Here is a 15,442-nt window from a genome sequence, read left to right as displayed (position 1 = left end):
ATGAAAGCCCTACCTCTCTTCCATCCTTGCGGCTCCAATGACCGCGCCAGTGCGAATTGCTATACAAACACCTTACTGCCGAAACACTTACGTTGCCTCGGGTTTACCATAAATGAGCTGATGGATTGCGCATTGGGAGAAAAACAAACAAGGAGAGGGGGTTACTTTCTTCTCGCTAATCGTTCGTGTGGGGTAAATGAGGCTAAATATGAAGTGTTTATATGGTTTCATTTCAATCAACTCTAGTATTATATAACATATGTATATGCGTGTCAATACGGTGATGATATACGGCACGATGCTCATCCAGTCGCACTCCAAGCCCATCTAAGGGAACGACGATGCGCTATTAGATCTTTTTTCGTCCTTATTTGACTTAAGCGGAACGTTAGTGCGCTATTTCAGTTGATCTGCTCAAAATCTGCAATTACCGTATAGAATAAGGCATCCTCGTTCCCCTTGATCACATTTTCAGTAGCTTTTGTGTTAAATAGCGCATTGACGTTCCCCTTCATCCCCCAGTAATTCCACCTTGTCTTACTAATCCACCAATTCCAGCTAAACACTAATCACTTTAACAAGTTAATCTCTGCAGACCCACACACTCATGCTACAGCAGCAGCACCAACGGAAGCACCAACATAATCATAACCAAAAACCCGCAGGCACAATGCCCGCGGGTCCTCTTCTACACCTTAAATTTCTGCAACGAAATTTGCAGTTCCTCCGCAAGTCCCGCCAAGGACTTCGCGGAATTCTCAATTTCCTCCGTCGTCGACATTTGCTGCTGACTCGCAGCGGATGTCTCCTGACTAACGGAAATCCCAGTCTCCGAAACCGTGCTCACAATGCGCATCACTTGCTCGATCCGCAAGTTCGCTTCCACAAGCTGGTGAATGTTCCGATTCACATCTTCCACCTTCGTATTAACCTTATCGACCGAAGTCTCGATATGAACAAACGAAGCTTGCGCTTCCTCCGAGATTGTCAATCCTTCCTGCACCTTGCCTGCACCTGTATGCATGGAGCTTACAGCTTGATTGATCTGTCTCTGAATCGTCGACACCAGTTCCGTAATGTTACGCGCCGATGTGGACGACTGCTCTGCAAGCTTACGAACTTCTCCAGCGACAACAGCAAAGCCACGTCCAGCCTCCCCAGCACGAGCCGCTTCGATGGCAGCGTTCAACGAAAGCAGGTTCGTTTGCGTCGATATTTCATTAATGACATTGACGATTTCACCAATTTTATGTGCATTTTTCCCCAATGCTTCGATCACCACGTTGACATCTCGAACAGCTTCCGAGATCTCCGACATCTGCCCTGCGATCGATACGACAGATTGCTTCCCATTGTGAGCTGCACGCGTCGCTTGATTCACGAGAGATGCCACTACTTGAGCAGACTCATCAATCTGCTTCGTGTTGGTCAGCATGAGACCAACGGCCTCATTCGCTTGCGTCACACCTGCAAATTGCTTGTCAAAATCCTCCGAAAGCTGCTGACTGGACGTTGCAACCTGTTTGGCTGCTAAGGAGCTTTGCTCCGAGCTTGCAAGAAGCTCTTCTGAGCTTGCCGAAAGCGTTAGCGCATTATCTGAAATTTGGATAACCAAGCCGCGCAAGCTATCTGTCATGACATTAAAGGAATTGGTTAATTTACCAACTTCATCGTCAAAAGGATAATCCCCTTTAACAGCAAGATCCCCACCGGCTGCTTTTTCCATGTTTTCTTGGAGCTTACGAATCGGCGTAGAAATGATCATGTTAAGTGCCAATGCACCCAGCGTCATCACAACAATGGCGATAATGATCGTCAGAATGATGACCGCGTGTGAAATCTTCGAGTCGGAAGTACTCGACTTCTGGAATTGCTCCGCCGCAGACTCCTTGAGTCCAACAAGCTTGTCTAAGGCTTCTACTGTTTTATCACTTTGAGGGGACACTTCATTGTTGTATACCTGATAAGCAACTTGGTTATTTTGCGTCGCTTGATCAATCGTTTTTACAACGAGTTCATGATATTTAGAATTCAGCTCCTCGAAGCTTTTGAAAGCGCCAGCCTCTTCCTCATTCAGCGCAATCCCCGCAATTTTCGTCACTAACTCTTTATTAGTAGCCAAGTTCTCATCTAGCTTAGCTTTGAGCTTAGTCTTATATTTCACATCCGTGGACAGCATCATTTCAAGCAAATGGGATTCGGTTTCATTTAAATTTGTATTTAATTGATTAATCCATTTGACAGATAGCAGACTTTCCTCGTACATTCTAGTAGAATTACTAGACATCTTGTCCATATAATAATAACCAGTGATACCTACAATTAATAAAAATAAGATGGCTATCGCATTCATGAACAGCAGTTTAAATCGCAGTTTAAGATTACGAAGGAGCGACAGGTTGACATTTGGCTTTGCGGTACTACGCATGCTGCTCAATTTTGATGTGAATTTCAAAGTTACCCATTCTCCCCCCGAGTGTAAATCACAAAACAGATTATCTTATGTAACAAAACCTAACACAAGTGTTGGTTAATTTACCTATGGTTTATTTTACAAAAAAAGTGCCCCTGATGTAAAGAAAAATTCATCTAAAACCTCACTACAGCAATGATTTTCACCTACCAAATATAACCACATCAACGAAAAGATAAGGGGCAAATATCCATGGCGTCAATCGGAATTATCGTGAACCCGCTTTCAGGCAATGGCAGGGGAGCTAACATCTGGGGAGAAATTCAAACTTACCTTCAAGCGAAACAAATCTCTTATCTAGCAAAATTAACGACGCAAGCCGGTGAAGCGACACAGCATGCCATAACATTAATTCAGGAACATCACGTACAGCGCATTATTGTGATTGGCGGCGATGGTACTGTTCATGAGGCGGCAGGCGGCATTTGGCAGTCTCAGAACAGCACAACAACCTGCTCCATTGCAGTTATTCCAGCCGGCACAGGCAATGATTTTGCCAAAGCCTATGGCATACCCAATCAACCGCTAGAAGCGCTGCAAATCGCCTTGAATGCTGCTAGCACAGTACAAATTGACCTGCTGCTGCATACCACTCATAACCAAGTGGCTGTGAATAGCATCGGTGCAGGCTTTGATGGCATGGTCGCCAAACTGACGAACGAAGCCAGCTACAAGAAACTTCTTAACAGTCTTGGCCTAGGAAGACTCTCTTATTTCATTTCGATACTTCGGGTATTCGCAACCTATCAACCTTCCACTGCGTGGATCGATGTAGACGGCAATGTAAGCGAACTGCCCAACATGTGGCTGGCAGCCGTCGCCAACATCCCATTTTACGGCGGTGCGATTCAAATTTGCCCGACAGCAAGTCCAACAGACGGCATGGCAGATGTCGTAGTCATTCAAAGTAAAGGCCGCATTCGCCTCCTGCCAGTTCTGTTCACCGTGTATCAAGGGAAGCACACCCAGCATCCGGCCGTATCCTTTTATAAAGGAACATCCATTTCCATTCGGACAGAGAAACCATTGCTTGTCCAAGCAGACGGGGAGTTTGCTGGCTCCACGCCTCTACAAATCGAACTCATTCCTGGGGCTATTTCCGTCATACGTTCAAAACCCACAGCTTAAGCTGTGGGTTTACCCTCATCTTCATCTCTATTCACGACATCACTCTTCAAAGCCCATTGTTTCAAGGTCACATAGTCAATCTTCCCGCTACCAAGCAGCGGCAGTTTCTCGATATACCGCAGCTCAGATGGCATATAAATACCGGGCTGCCCCTCTTGCCTCATCGACTCGCGAAGCGCCTCCAGCGGACTCGCCTTACTCGTATGAAACATAATGATTCGCTCGCCCTTGCGACGATCTGGCACATGAACCGCAGCGCATACCGCAGGTGCTTCCAAGATCTTTGATACGAGTGCTTCCACCATGAGCAACGATACTTTTTCCCCGCCTATTTTAGCAAAAGACTGCAAACGCGCTTGAATGAACAAGTACCCTTGATCATCCAACGTAACAATATCCCCCGTGCTATACCACTCAGCAGCAGGTACGAACCCTTTACTATGAATCAAATACCCTTTCATCACATTAGGACCTCTAACGAGCAAATGTCCACCCGTCGCAATGCCTTCGACTTCTTCCACAATCGCTTCGATCCCAGGGAGCAATTTACCGACAGAGCCTTTCTTTCCATGCATCGGTGTGTTCAAAGAAATAACAGGCGTCGTCTCCGTCGTACCATAGCCCTCCAAAATACGAATCCCGAATTTATCCTGCCATGTTTGGCGAACTTCTTCCTTCAACCGTTCAGCACCCGCAACCACATAGCGCAACGAATGGGCAAAATCATAAGGATGTGCCGTTCTCGCATAAGCCCCTAGAAACGTTGATGTACCAAATAAAATCGTAATATTCCGATCATAGACCAGCTCTGGAATGACCTTATAATGCAGAGGATTGGGATATAACACCAGCTTTATTCCGGAGAGAATCGGGAGCATCGTGCCTGCCGTCAACCCGAACGAATGAAACATTGGCATACTGCCTAAGACAATATCCGAACTATTAAAAGCAATAACAAGCTTCGCCTGTTGTATATTCGCGACCACATTGCGGTGTGTCAGTACGACACCCTTCGGTTTACTTTCACTGCCTGAGGTGTACAGTACAATCTCATTCAGACCAGAACCCACTGGCCCTCTTTTCCTGAGCAAAAAGTGAAACAAACCCGCCAACTTCTCTTTCATCGTTAGCAATTCTTTCAAATCTTCGAGATAAATGACCGTGAAAGAGTCGCTAGCACTATGGATAAAATCCGATAACCCCGCCTTCTCGACAAACACCTTAGACGTCAAAATTGTCATCACTTCAGCGGTTTCACACGCGTCCAGCATCGCCTGCCTGCCGGCAGAGTAATTCAATACCGCTGGCGTAATCCCTAAACGATAGAGCGAAAATAACGTCACCACATGCCCCGCGGCATTCGGTAATAGTAGAGCTACGCGCTTTTGCCCTATAAGCAGCGACTCCAGCCTAAAAGCCAGCGTATAACTAGCCAGCAGCAGCTTCCGATACGTTAATGCGGAATTGCTCAGGACGTCTTCAACAATGACGGTTTTTGTTCCGTGCCTCCGCGTCGCCGTCAGAAGCTCGTTAAATAAGTTAACCTCAGGCTCCAGCCTGCTCTCGAGCAAGTGCAGCAGCAGCTTATTGCGAATAGCTTCCGTTGCCTGCTCTTTTTGAATTTTCTTTGTCAGCCTCTCATCTCCAGCGGGTACTTGAAAGGCATCGCCAAAGGTGATCTCTACCTTCGGAAACCATCTTTGCTTTATCTTCCCGCGTAGATACGACAGCTTCGAATACTCCAAACCATGGATGCTGATCGGCACGATGCGAGCCTGAGTTCGCAGGGCAATGTATCCGATGCCTCCGTATATTTTCATCATACCACCAGTCGTGGTGATGCGCCCTTCCGGAAAAATAACCAGCGGTATTCCACTTTGTATCGTTTTCAACATGGTGCGAACTGCGTAGGGATTCGCTGTATCTACGGTGATATGCGCCCTGAAAATCAGTATCCACGCAAATCGTTTCGCGATGTTCGTATTCACAACAAATGCCACATCTTGAGGTAAAATCAAAGCGAGCACCACCGCATCCAACAAGGATACGTGATTCGGGATCAGTACCGTTTTTCCTGTCAAAACGAGATTCTCCATGCCTGTCACTTTCAGCTTAAAAGCGAACATCACAAACAGACGCAAGCACGGAAGCAAAACCCTTACTAGCGTAACGAACATCCATTTGATCATGGGAATTCCCCCTATTGTTATTTCTCGCGCGTCTGTCAATAGTTCATTGTATGCACGCAAAAGAAATAAGACCTCGGCATGTGTATGCTTCGGTCCAATTATTATTAGTTATGTATTGAGAAATGCCTTCAACCTGCCTGGAAAATCAGTAATAATGCCCGTGACACCTGCGGTGATCATCCTTTGATAATCGGCTACCGCATTCACTGTGTATGGAAAGACGGCCAACCCATCTGCCGCAGCCAGAGTCATATCTGCTTGCTCAATGGAATGATGATGCGGATGCAACGAGAAAACCTCAACCTCGAGCAGCTTCGCATAGGCCGCATGGTTAATGAGATTCGCTGCATACAGTAAGCCAACTTTTAGCCTAGGTTCTGCTCGCTTTAAGCGCTGAATCACTTTATGGTCAAAAGAAGAAACAACGACGTCCTCATAGCGGTCATCAGTCTCTCGCAAAAAAGCCAGCAGCGCCTTCTCCGTGCGCCCCTCATAAGCATGCTTCACTTCCACATTAATAATTGTGCCGCGCGGTACTAAATCAAACACTTCACTGAGGAGCGGTATGCGTTCCCCTGTGAACTTTGCAGAGAACCAAGCTCCTGCGTCCAGCTTCTGGATATCTTCCCATAGCTGCGTACAAATGAGTCCAGATCCATTCGTTGTTCGATCTAAGGTTTCGTCATGGCAGACGACGATTTCGTCATCCTTCGTCATATGAATATCCAGTTCAATAGCCTGTGCGCCTTGTTCTAATGCCAATGCAAATGAAGCTAACGTATTCTCAGGCGCTTCCCCAGCTGCGCCGCGATGACCGATGATAATCGGTTTACCTGTATCCATATTCAACGCTCCCAACGTTATAGCTTGTCTTTCTCCCCAAATTATATAGGCAGCCAATTCAGAGCGTCAATTCAAGTTTTCGTAAACAAAAGAGTCCCGTAGAGCGGCTTTGCAGCCATGCTCTCGGGACTTTTATCTAAAGGTAGTAGCAACCGTATGAATTACTTATTTGCCTAATTGGTGAATCGGGTGTCCAAGCGCACCTTCAGCGGCATCCATGATCATTTCAGTCAATGTTGGATGAGCGTGGATCGTTAGTGCGATGTCCTCCAGATTAGCGCCCATCTCAACCGCAAGCGCAAGCTCACCGATTAAGTTAGAAGCTTCTGGACCGACGATTTGACCACCAAGCAATTGACCTGTTTCTTTGTCGCCGACAAGCTTCACGAAGCCTTGAGCAGCATTCAAAGAGTTTGCGCGACCGTTAGCTGCGTAAGGGAATTTACCAATGGTAACATTGATTCCTTTCGCTTTTGCTTCCGTTTCGCTTAGACCAACGCCAGCGATCTCCGGATCAGAGAACACAACAGCAGGCATTGCTTTATAATCAACGATGCTTGTGTGACCAGCAATCGCTTCAGCTGCCACTTTTGCTTCATAAGAAGCTTTGTGTGCCAATGACATACCTGGAACCACATCGCCGATTGCGAAAATGTGAGGAATGCTTGTGCGACCTTGGTTATCAACTTCGATCAGACCGCGATCCGTCATTTTCAAACCAATCAGATCCAAGCCAAGCTCGCCATCTGTATTCGGACGACGACCTACAGTTACAAGTACGTAATCTGCAGTAACTTGTTTTTCTTCACCTTTTACAGTGAATGTAACCGTTACATCGTTGTCTGTTTTTGTACAGGATTGCGCCAACGCTTCAGTGTGAACTTCAACGCCAACTTTCTCCAAATTCTTTGCAACCAGCTTCGTCAATTCTTTCTCGAAGCCTGGAAGCACGTGATCGGAGCCTTCCAATACAGTCACTTTCGTACCGAATTTCGCGTACGTTTGACCAAGCTCGATTCCGATGTAGCCACCGCCGATAACGACCATGCTTTTCGGAATTTCAGGCAAGTTCAACGCTTCTGTCGAAGAGATGATTCTTCCGCCGTAAGGGAAAGCTTTCAACTCGATCGGACGGGAGCCCGTTGCGATAATACAGTTTTTGAAACGGTAACGCGGCGCTTCTGCATCATTGAACACACGTGCTTCGTGCTCATTGATAAACATCGCTTCACCTTGGAACGTTTGGATCTTGTTGCCTTTAAGCAAGCTGCTTACGCCGCCTGTTTGTTTGGCTACAATGCTGTTTTTCCAAGCTTGTACCTTCGCAAAGTCCACTTTCACGTTCTCTACGGAGATCCCGATGCTGTCCGCATGCTGAGCGTGCTCATACGTATGCGCTGCAGAGATCAAAGCTTTGGAAGGGATACAGCCGCGGTTCAAACATACGCCGCCCCATGCGTCTTTATCAACAATAAGAACGCTTTGGCCTAATTGAGCAGCCCGAATGGCGGCTACGTAACCGCCAGGGCCTGCACCGATGACCAACAAATCAATATCTAAAGAAGCATCTCCTACTACCATGCTGTTACACCTCCAAGACGAGAAGCTCTGGATCAGCCAGAAGCTGTTTGATGTAGTTCAAGAAGCTTTGTGCTGTCGCCCCATCAACGATACGGTGATCAAAGCTTAAGGAAAGCGCCATGACGTGTGCAGGAACGATTTGACCGTTCTTCACAACTGGCTTCTCAGTGATACGGCCTGCACCTAGGATCGCAACTTCAGGGAAGTTGATAACCGGTGTGAAGAACATACCGCCAACGGAACCAATGTTCGTGATGGAGATTGTGCTGCCTTTCAACTCATTCGCCGCCAATTTACCGTCGCGTCCGCGAACAGCCAAATCTTTGATCGAAGAAGCGATCGACCAGATGTTTTTACGGTCAGCATCATGGATAACAGGAACGAGCAATCCGTTGTCTGTATCTGTAGCGATCCCGATGTTGTAGTACTTTTTGTAGACGATTTCTTGCTTCTCTTCGTCGATCATGGCGTTCATGACCGGGAATTGACGACAAGCTGCTACCAATGCTTTCACGATGAAAGGAAGGTACGTCAGTTTCACGCCTTTTTTCTCTGCGAGCGGCTTCGTACGCTCGCGAAGAGCGACAAGTGCCGACACGTCGATCTCATCCATCAATGTCACGTGCGGAGCCGTGTAGACGGATTTAACCATTGCGTTCGCGATGATTTTACGGATACCTTTGAATGGTATACGTTCTTCGACGCGATCGCCTGTTGCAACTACTTGCGCTGCTGCTGCAGGTGCTGCTGATTCAGATGCTGCTGGAGCAGCTGCATCTGTCACTGCTGGAGCTGCGGCAACGCCAGCTCCTGTGAAGCCCAACACGTCCTCGCGTGTAACGCGGCCGTGCTTCCCTGTAGGCGTCACCTCTGCGAGTATGATGCCTTTTTCTCTTGCAAGCTTGCGCACGCTAGGCGTCGCAAGCACTTCACGGCCCGCGCTACCCGTTGGCGCGGCAGGTACTGCTGCAGCGACCGCAGGCGCTGCTGCCGGTGCTGCTACTGCTGCAGGAGCTGCAGCAGCAGGTGGTGTTGCCACAGCCACGGCTGGAGCCGCGTGGCTGGATCCGTGATGCATCGAAGCAGCAGGCATCTCGCCTGTGACTTCAATCGTCATCACGAGCTCACCGATCGTGCAGACTTGTCCATCTTTTACGGCAACGCTGACGATCTTGCCTTCTACCGGACAAGGAACTTCAACGACTGCTTTATCATTTTGTACTTCCATAAGAATCGTTTCGTCAGTTACGGTATCACCCGCTTTAACTAACATTTTCACGATCTCGCCTTCATGTATGCCTTCACCAAGCTCTGGGAACTTGTATTCAAACAATGCCACGTGTACGACCTCCTGTTACCTTCGACTGGGTGAATTAAAATTCAAGAACTTTCTTAATGCCGGCAATAACACTTGCTGGACTTGGCAACCAAGCATCTTCGATTTGAGCAAAAGGATAAACGGTATCTGGTGGAGCAACACGCAGAACCGGAGCTTCCAGGTGAAGAATCGCTTTTTCGTTAATTTGAGCAATAACCTCTGCTGCTACACCAGATGTTTTTTGCGCTTCTTGAACGATAATCGCGCGATTTGTTTTCTTAATGGAAGTTACAATCGTATCGATATCTAGTGGAAGAAGAGTACGAAGGTCGATAACTTCGACTTTCACGCCATCTGTTTTTTCAATCTCTTCAGCAGCTTTCATGGACGTGTGAACCATAGCGCCGTAAGTAATGATCGTTACATCGGATCCTTCTTTTACCACGTTCGCTTTACCTAGTTCTACAGTGTACTCACCTTCTGGTACTTCGCCGCGGAATGCACGGTATAAGTTCAAATGCTCCATGAAGAAAACTGGGTCATTATCGCGAATAGCTGCAATTAGAAGCCCTTTTGCATCGTAAGGGTTGGAAGGAACGACAACTTTAATCCCTGGCGTTTGAACTAGCAAGCCTTCAAGCGCATCCGTGTGAAGCTCAGCTGCTTTAACGCCGCCGCCGAAAGGTGTACGGAATACGATTGGGGAGTTGTAACGTCCGCCGGAACGGTAACGCATACGAGCTGCTTGCACGCAAATTTGGTCAAGCGCTTCGTAAATAAAACCAACGAATTGGATCTCAGCGATTGGGCGGAAGCCTTGTACACCAAGACCTACAGCAAGTCCACCGATTGCGGACTCAGCTAGCGGCGTATCGAATACACGCTCTTCGCCGAACTCTTTTTGCAAACCTTCTGTCGCACGGAACACGCCACCAACATTACCAACGTCTTCGCCGAACAAAATAACATTAGGATCTCTTTCTAATTCTACGCGCATCGCGTCTTTTATCGCTTGAATCATTGTCATTTGTGCCATGACTACTCTGTGCCTCCTAAAGTTAAAACTTGTTTCGTGCCTAAGTGGAACAATTACGCTCTATTTATACTCTGCTTTTTGTTCTTCCAAATGTGAAGGAGTTACTTCGAACATGGAGTCGATCAAACCAGCGACTGTCATTTTCTCAGTTTCTTCTGCTTTTTTGATGTGCTCAGCAACAGTAGCTTTCGCTTCTTCTTTCACTGCCGCTTCTTCTTCTTCGCTCCAAAGGCCTTTTTTCGTCAAGAACAAACGCATACGTGTAAGCGGATCTCTTGGCTCCCAACCAGCCTCTTCGTCTTTCGTACGGTATTTCGTTGTGTCATCCGCCAAGGAATGCGGACGGAAACGGTATGTCAACGCTTCGATCAACGTAGCCCCTTCGCCTCTGCGACCTCTTTCAGCAGCTTCAGTAACCGCTTGAACAACCGCTAGAACGTCCATACCGTCTACTTGCACGCCTTTGATACCTGCAGCAACGGATTTATGTGCAACAGAAAGTGCTCCTGTTTGTTTCGCATAAGGGGTAGTGATCGCATAACCATTGTTTTGTACAAAATAAATGACAGGCAGCTTAAATGCTCCTGCAAAGTTCAAACCTTCGTAGAAATCACCTTCGGAGCTTCCGCCGTCACCTGTGTAAGTAATCGCTACACGCGGTTGGTTGCGCTTTTTGAACGCCATAGCTACGCCAGTTGCGTGAAGGATTTGTGCGCCGATAATGATTTGCGGCATAAGTACGTGAACATCTTGCGGAATTTGTCCGCCATGTTGATGACCACGGGAATATAAAAATGCTTGATATAGTGGAAGACCATGCCATACCAATTGCGGCATATCGCGGTAACCTGGGCAAATGAAATCGTCTTTATTCAAGGCAAACTCGCTACCGATCATGGATGCTTCTTGACCAGAAACTGGAGCGTAGAAACCAAGACGGCCTTGACGACCTAGATTTACTGCTCTTTCATCCCATACACGTGTGAATACCATTCTTCTCATTAATTCTTTTAATTGTTCATCGCTAAGCTTCGGCATTTTATCGGGATTAACGACCGTGCCGTCTGGAGCAAGAACCTGCAATGGCTCAACCTTTTCTGTGGTCACTTCATAATTTGCTTGGCTGACAAGTGGCTTACTCATACCATTTCACCTCTTATATGATTTTGGTGCCTACTATCTGGACTTCTGTTATAGTATTATTATAGTCCTGTTTTGGTGAATTGTACACCAGCAATGACGGGGTATCTCACCTTTTTTACTGCTAGTGAATAGTACAGTTTAACAAAATATATAATACAGTTTAAAGGGAAACAACAACTGCTATAATACACCTACCCCCATTGTGAAGGAGAACCACGATGTCAGATGACTCTCGTTTGTATAAGCGCACTATTGTAAAAGATGAAATAACCTCGAGCCTGCTCGGAGAAAATCGCCCCCTGCGGATCTTTCTCCCCCCTGGCTACAACGAGCTGCTCTCCTATCCGGTTATTTACTGTCAGGACGGTGAACAATTCTTTAATTTCGGTCGAATTGCTACAACCCTGACCCGGTTAATCCTAGATGAGGATCTGGAGCCTGCCATCGTTGTAGGCGTCGATGTGAATATTACGAATCGCACCTCTGAATATGCACCTGAAGGGGAGCGTCACGATGCCTACTGTCAATTCTTTGCTGAGGAGCTGCTCCCTTATGTAGAAAGCCGATATCCCGTCCGCACAGAGCGAACAGAACGCATTCTCGCTGGCGATTCACTTGGAGGCACAGTTTCCTTGCATCTCGCCTTAGATTATCCTAGCCTTTTTTGCCGAGTTATATCCTTGTCAGGCGCATTTTTCGACATTACGCGCGAAAGAATCAAGCAAGAAGACGACATGTCCTGGCTGGAGATGTATATGCTGATTGGAACAGATGAAACAGATGTTACAACAGAGCGCGGCACCTTCGATTTTGTCCGAGAAAACAGGCTGACTCACGAGTTTTTAAAAGAAAAAAATGCCGCGCTTCTCTATCTCGAGAAACCCGGCAAGCATATATGGGGCTTTTGGCAGGTTGAACTGCCAGCCGCTTTGCATTATTTTTTAGGATGAAATGGCATAGCGTTCTTTCATTAGAGCGATCATATCATGCACCTGGGATTCGGTGGGATATTGGGCGATGTCCTCAGCTTGGCTAAGCTGAATCCCAGCGGTGCCCATCACCTGCCGCAATTGTTCTACAAATTGCTCCGCCGTTATCGGGATGTGTAAGCACTCCGCCAAGCTCGACATGCTTTCCTGCACGACAATGGGATAATCATGTTTCGTTGCGGACACAGCGGCTCTCTCGTAAAAACCTCTGGCTAATGCAGCCTTCTCTTCGCCGCGACCCTCTACGATCACAAAAGCTTGAACAGAAATAGCCAGCTGTTGTCTGCGCTGCGCAATTCCGCAAAATTTACGGCCGTTAATGCTCAAATCGAATTCGCCTGGGCAAAAGGAACCGATAATCTCCCCTTGATCAATCCGATCCGTAATAGCAGCCATAACATGTCTGATCAGTTCCACCATGAGCTCAAAATCCTTGCGATGCTCCATATCTCCTGCTTCCTTAGGAAGGAGCAAGGACATATTTACGACTCCCGCATCTAAGGGAACTGCAGCGCCTCCAGAGTTACGGACAGCTGTATCATAACCTTGACTCCGCAGCCATGCATCTGCTTGTGCTGCGTTAGGGAGTCTGCTATCTCTTAGCCCCATAACGAACGCGCGCGGGTGCCGCCAAATATGTAAGATCGGAGGTGTACCATGTCCTATCGCTCGGCATAAGAGCTCTTCTAAGGCAAAAGCATGTAAAATCGGTTTAGGTTCTGTATCTTTGGAACGATCTAAAATCCGTAAGGATAAGGGCAAATGGGACGCCATAAGTGAGTTCTCCTGAATATAGTATGTGTCAACAGCATGGACAGGCTAATTAACCTAACCTCCATAATACCTGTTATTTGCTGTTTGACAACCCTTGGCTCGCCAAAATGTCCATAATCCCTTTAAATAAGGGGATCGCTTTATTGCTTTCAGTCGGATCTGTATTCTTAATTACAACGGAAACAGCGTACTGCGGCTTTTCTACGGGACCATAGCCAATAAACCATTGATTCACTTTCTCTTGGTTCCCATTCTGAATTTGTGCTGTTCCTGACTTGCCCGCCAGCTTCCACTTGGCGCTTTGCAAGCCTTGACCTGTCCCTTCCGTGACGACCTCCCTCATCCAACTAAGGAGCGTCCGACTCGTTGCTGCTGATATTTTGCCATCGTCCGAAGTTAACGCTTTAACGGGAAATGACTCCATCTCACGTCCCGTTTGATAGCGGATCTCTTGAACAACGCGTGGCTCGAAGCCCTTCCCGTCGTGAAGCAAAGTCACAATCATATTCGAAGCCTGCAATGGGGTCATTCTGACATCTCTTTGTCCAATCGCCGTTTGCATGAGCACACCTTCATCATCCTCAGGCGTATGGGAGGCAAAGAGCTGGCCAGTTTCCTCGGAATCAAATTGTTCAAATACAGACCGTGTATCGGTTTTCCCTGTCCACCCTACTTCGTTCAGCACGCCTAGCTTATTCGCGTATTTCTCTAACTGAGCGGCCGTCAAACGCTGCATGACGCCCGCAAACACAATATTGCACGATTGCGCAAACCCTTCTTCCAACGTTAACGGTCCATGCCCATCCTTCCGCCAGCACGTAAACCCATATTTGCCAAGCGCCCCTTCACAATCAAAGGTTTCTGTTGGCGTAACGACCTTCTCATCCAATGCTGCCGCAGCAACAATCGTTTTGAAAATCGAACCTGGCGCCGTCGCTTTGAGGGCATAATTGCTCCAATTGTTGCTGGCCAAATCCACTTGCAGCGGATTATAGTTGGGCCTGCTGGCCATCGCAAGCACATCGCCATCAGACGCCTCTTGGACAACGGCAGCCCCCTCGCGAATATTCAGCTTATCCATTAAAGCTTCGATTTGCTGCTGCACGCGGCTATCCAAAGTCGTGATTAACTTCACAGGATAAAACGAGTTGTCTGGCGCAATCATCCGTGCATCCAAGCCTGCCAGCGGCCTTTTTCCTGCATCTGTGAAGTATGAAATCGAGGTTTCACCTACACCGCGAAGCCAAGTGTCGAACGACTTCTCAAGGCCAGCTCCTCCGATTTTCGACGTGAGTGCTACTCTGCCTTTTTCCAAATCCGAGCTGTATATTTGCATGACCCGATCCGGATTCTGACCGATAAAACCGATCAACTGCCGCGCCGTCATCCCCGTTGGATAGCGGTCCTCTATTTCTACAACCTTCACATTCGGTAAGTTTAAGCTATCAATTCCATACACTTGCTGCTCGCTCAGAGCGAGCGCCTTTCCCCCGTCTTGTGTCCCCCACACCCCCGGCTCTTTCAAATTACGAGCAAAGGAAACCCAGCTTTCTTTACTAGTCTGCAAAATACGTGCTAATTGCGTTACTTCCTGCCCATTCATCGCATATTCGCTATTGATGGGAAAAGCGACTAAAGCTTTGACGATCTTCCCCGTCAATAGTTGATTATTCCGATCTAAAATCTCGCCTCTACCGCTTTCTAAGACAAGTGCACGTTGGCGTTGAATCACAGAATTTTTCACCAGATTGATGCCTCGGGAAGAGTAGCTTTCTGTTGCAGCGATTTGGATCCAGAATAGCTTGCCAAAAATACCTAAAAATAAGAGCAAAATCAAAAAAAGCATCAAAACCATACGCCTTTTTTCATTCGTTGATAATTGATTCTCATTCATTGTGCGATCCCCTTTTACGATCCAACATCTCTCTTTGCTTTCAGTATCGGCATTCTATCATCACGTCAAACCGC

The 15,442-nt window shown here is 47.3% G+C and carries 11 protein-coding genes; 2 read left to right on the top strand and 9 right to left on the bottom strand.

What is annotated here, in order from left to right; all coding sequences use genetic code 11:
- Positions 1 to 688: 688 nt before the first annotated feature.
- A complete protein-coding gene (locus AC58UX_RS00960; protein WP_497248813.1) occupies positions 689 to 2,428 on the bottom strand; it encodes a methyl-accepting chemotaxis protein in 1,740 nt (579 codons plus the stop codon).
- A gap of 237 nt (positions 2,429 to 2,665) precedes the next feature.
- Between AC58UX_RS00960 and AC58UX_RS00955 the strand changes: the two genes are divergently transcribed.
- Positions 2,666 to 3,601, top strand: a complete 936-nt coding sequence (locus AC58UX_RS00955; protein WP_497248811.1) for a diacylglycerol/lipid kinase family protein — start codon at positions 2,666 to 2,668, stop codon at positions 3,599 to 3,601.
- Here the strand turns inward: AC58UX_RS00955 and AC58UX_RS00950 are convergent.
- From AC58UX_RS00950 to pdhA, 6 genes are all read right to left on the bottom strand, one after another.
- Positions 3,598 to 5,790, bottom strand: coding sequence for an AMP-binding protein (locus AC58UX_RS00950; protein WP_497248809.1), 2,193 nt, complete (start codon positions 5,788 to 5,790; stop codon positions 3,598 to 3,600). The genes AC58UX_RS00955 and AC58UX_RS00950 overlap by 4 nt on opposite strands.
- A gap of 108 nt (positions 5,791 to 5,898) precedes the next feature.
- Entirely contained in the window at positions 5,899 to 6,633 is a 735-nt protein-coding gene (locus AC58UX_RS00945; RefSeq protein ID WP_497248807.1) for a glycerophosphodiester phosphodiesterase, read from the bottom strand.
- Between the two features lie 165 nt (positions 6,634 to 6,798).
- Positions 6,799 to 8,214 (bottom strand): dihydrolipoyl dehydrogenase, encoded by a 1,416-nt coding sequence (gene lpdA / locus AC58UX_RS00940; RefSeq protein WP_497248805.1) that lies wholly within the window; start codon positions 8,212 to 8,214, stop codon positions 6,799 to 6,801.
- A 4-nt stretch (positions 8,215 to 8,218) separates the two neighbouring features.
- A complete protein-coding gene (locus tag AC58UX_RS00935; RefSeq protein ID WP_497248803.1) occupies positions 8,219 to 9,553 on the bottom strand; it encodes a dihydrolipoamide acetyltransferase family protein in 1,335 nt (444 codons plus the stop codon).
- Between the two features lie 34 nt (positions 9,554 to 9,587).
- Positions 9,588 to 10,568: an alpha-ketoacid dehydrogenase subunit beta gene (locus AC58UX_RS00930; protein ID WP_497248801.1), complete on the bottom strand. Its 981-nt coding sequence runs from the start codon at positions 10,566 to 10,568 to the stop codon at positions 9,588 to 9,590.
- Between the two features lie 60 nt (positions 10,569 to 10,628).
- The gene (pdhA, locus tag AC58UX_RS00925) at positions 10,629 to 11,711 is read right to left on the bottom strand and encodes a pyruvate dehydrogenase (acetyl-transferring) E1 component subunit alpha (RefSeq protein WP_497248799.1); all 1,083 of its coding nucleotides are present in this window, start codon (positions 11,709 to 11,711) and stop codon (positions 10,629 to 10,631) included.
- Between the two features lie 218 nt (positions 11,712 to 11,929).
- On the opposite strand from pdhA, the gene AC58UX_RS00920 reads away from it, so the two are divergent.
- Positions 11,930 to 12,661, top strand: a complete 732-nt coding sequence (locus tag AC58UX_RS00920; RefSeq protein ID WP_497248797.1) for an alpha/beta hydrolase — start codon at positions 11,930 to 11,932, stop codon at positions 12,659 to 12,661.
- Here AC58UX_RS00920 and AC58UX_RS00915 read toward each other — a convergent pair.
- Positions 12,653 to 13,474 (bottom strand): lipoate--protein ligase family protein, encoded by an 822-nt coding sequence (locus AC58UX_RS00915; protein ID WP_497248795.1) that lies wholly within the window; start codon positions 13,472 to 13,474, stop codon positions 12,653 to 12,655. The genes AC58UX_RS00920 and AC58UX_RS00915 overlap by 9 nt on opposite strands.
- A 73-nt stretch (positions 13,475 to 13,547) precedes the next feature.
- On the bottom strand, positions 13,548 to 15,368 hold the full coding sequence (locus AC58UX_RS00910) for a peptidoglycan D,D-transpeptidase FtsI family protein (protein ID WP_497248793.1): 1,821 nt from the start codon (positions 15,366 to 15,368) through the stop codon (positions 13,548 to 13,550).
- Positions 15,369 to 15,442: the final 74 nt, after the last annotated feature.

The sequence above is a fragment of the Paenibacillus sp. J22P90 genome (genome assembly GCF_059692195.1).
This window is presented reverse-complemented; position numbering and strand designations above follow the sequence as displayed.

Coding starts and splice junctions, on each gene's coding strand:
- AC58UX_RS00960 (WP_497248813.1), bottom strand. CDS start 2,428: ATGCGTAGTACCGCAAAGCCAAATGTCAACCTGTCGCTCCTTCGTAAT.
- AC58UX_RS00955 (WP_497248811.1), top strand. CDS start 2,666: ATGGCGTCAATCGGAATTATCGTGAACCCGCTTTCAGGCAATGGCAGG.
- AC58UX_RS00950 (WP_497248809.1), bottom strand. CDS start 5,790: ATGATCAAATGGATGTTCGTTACGCTAGTAAGGGTTTTGCTTCCGTGC.
- AC58UX_RS00945 (WP_497248807.1), bottom strand. CDS start 6,633: ATGGATACAGGTAAACCGATTATCATCGGTCATCGCGGCGCAGCTGGG.
- lpdA (WP_497248805.1), bottom strand. CDS start 8,214: ATGGTAGTAGGAGATGCTTCTTTAGATATTGATTTGTTGGTCATCGGT.
- AC58UX_RS00930 (WP_497248801.1), bottom strand. CDS start 10,568: ATGGCACAAATGACAATGATTCAAGCGATAAAAGACGCGATGCGCGTA.
- pdhA (WP_497248799.1), bottom strand. CDS start 11,711: ATGAGTAAGCCACTTGTCAGCCAAGCAAATTATGAAGTGACCACAGAA.
- AC58UX_RS00920 (WP_497248797.1), top strand. CDS start 11,930: ATGTCAGATGACTCTCGTTTGTATAAGCGCACTATTGTAAAAGATGAA.
- AC58UX_RS00915 (WP_497248795.1), bottom strand. CDS start 13,474: ATGGCGTCCCATTTGCCCTTATCCTTACGGATTTTAGATCGTTCCAAA.
- AC58UX_RS00910 (WP_497248793.1), bottom strand. CDS start 15,368: ATGAATGAGAATCAATTATCAACGAATGAAAAAAGGCGTATGGTTTTG.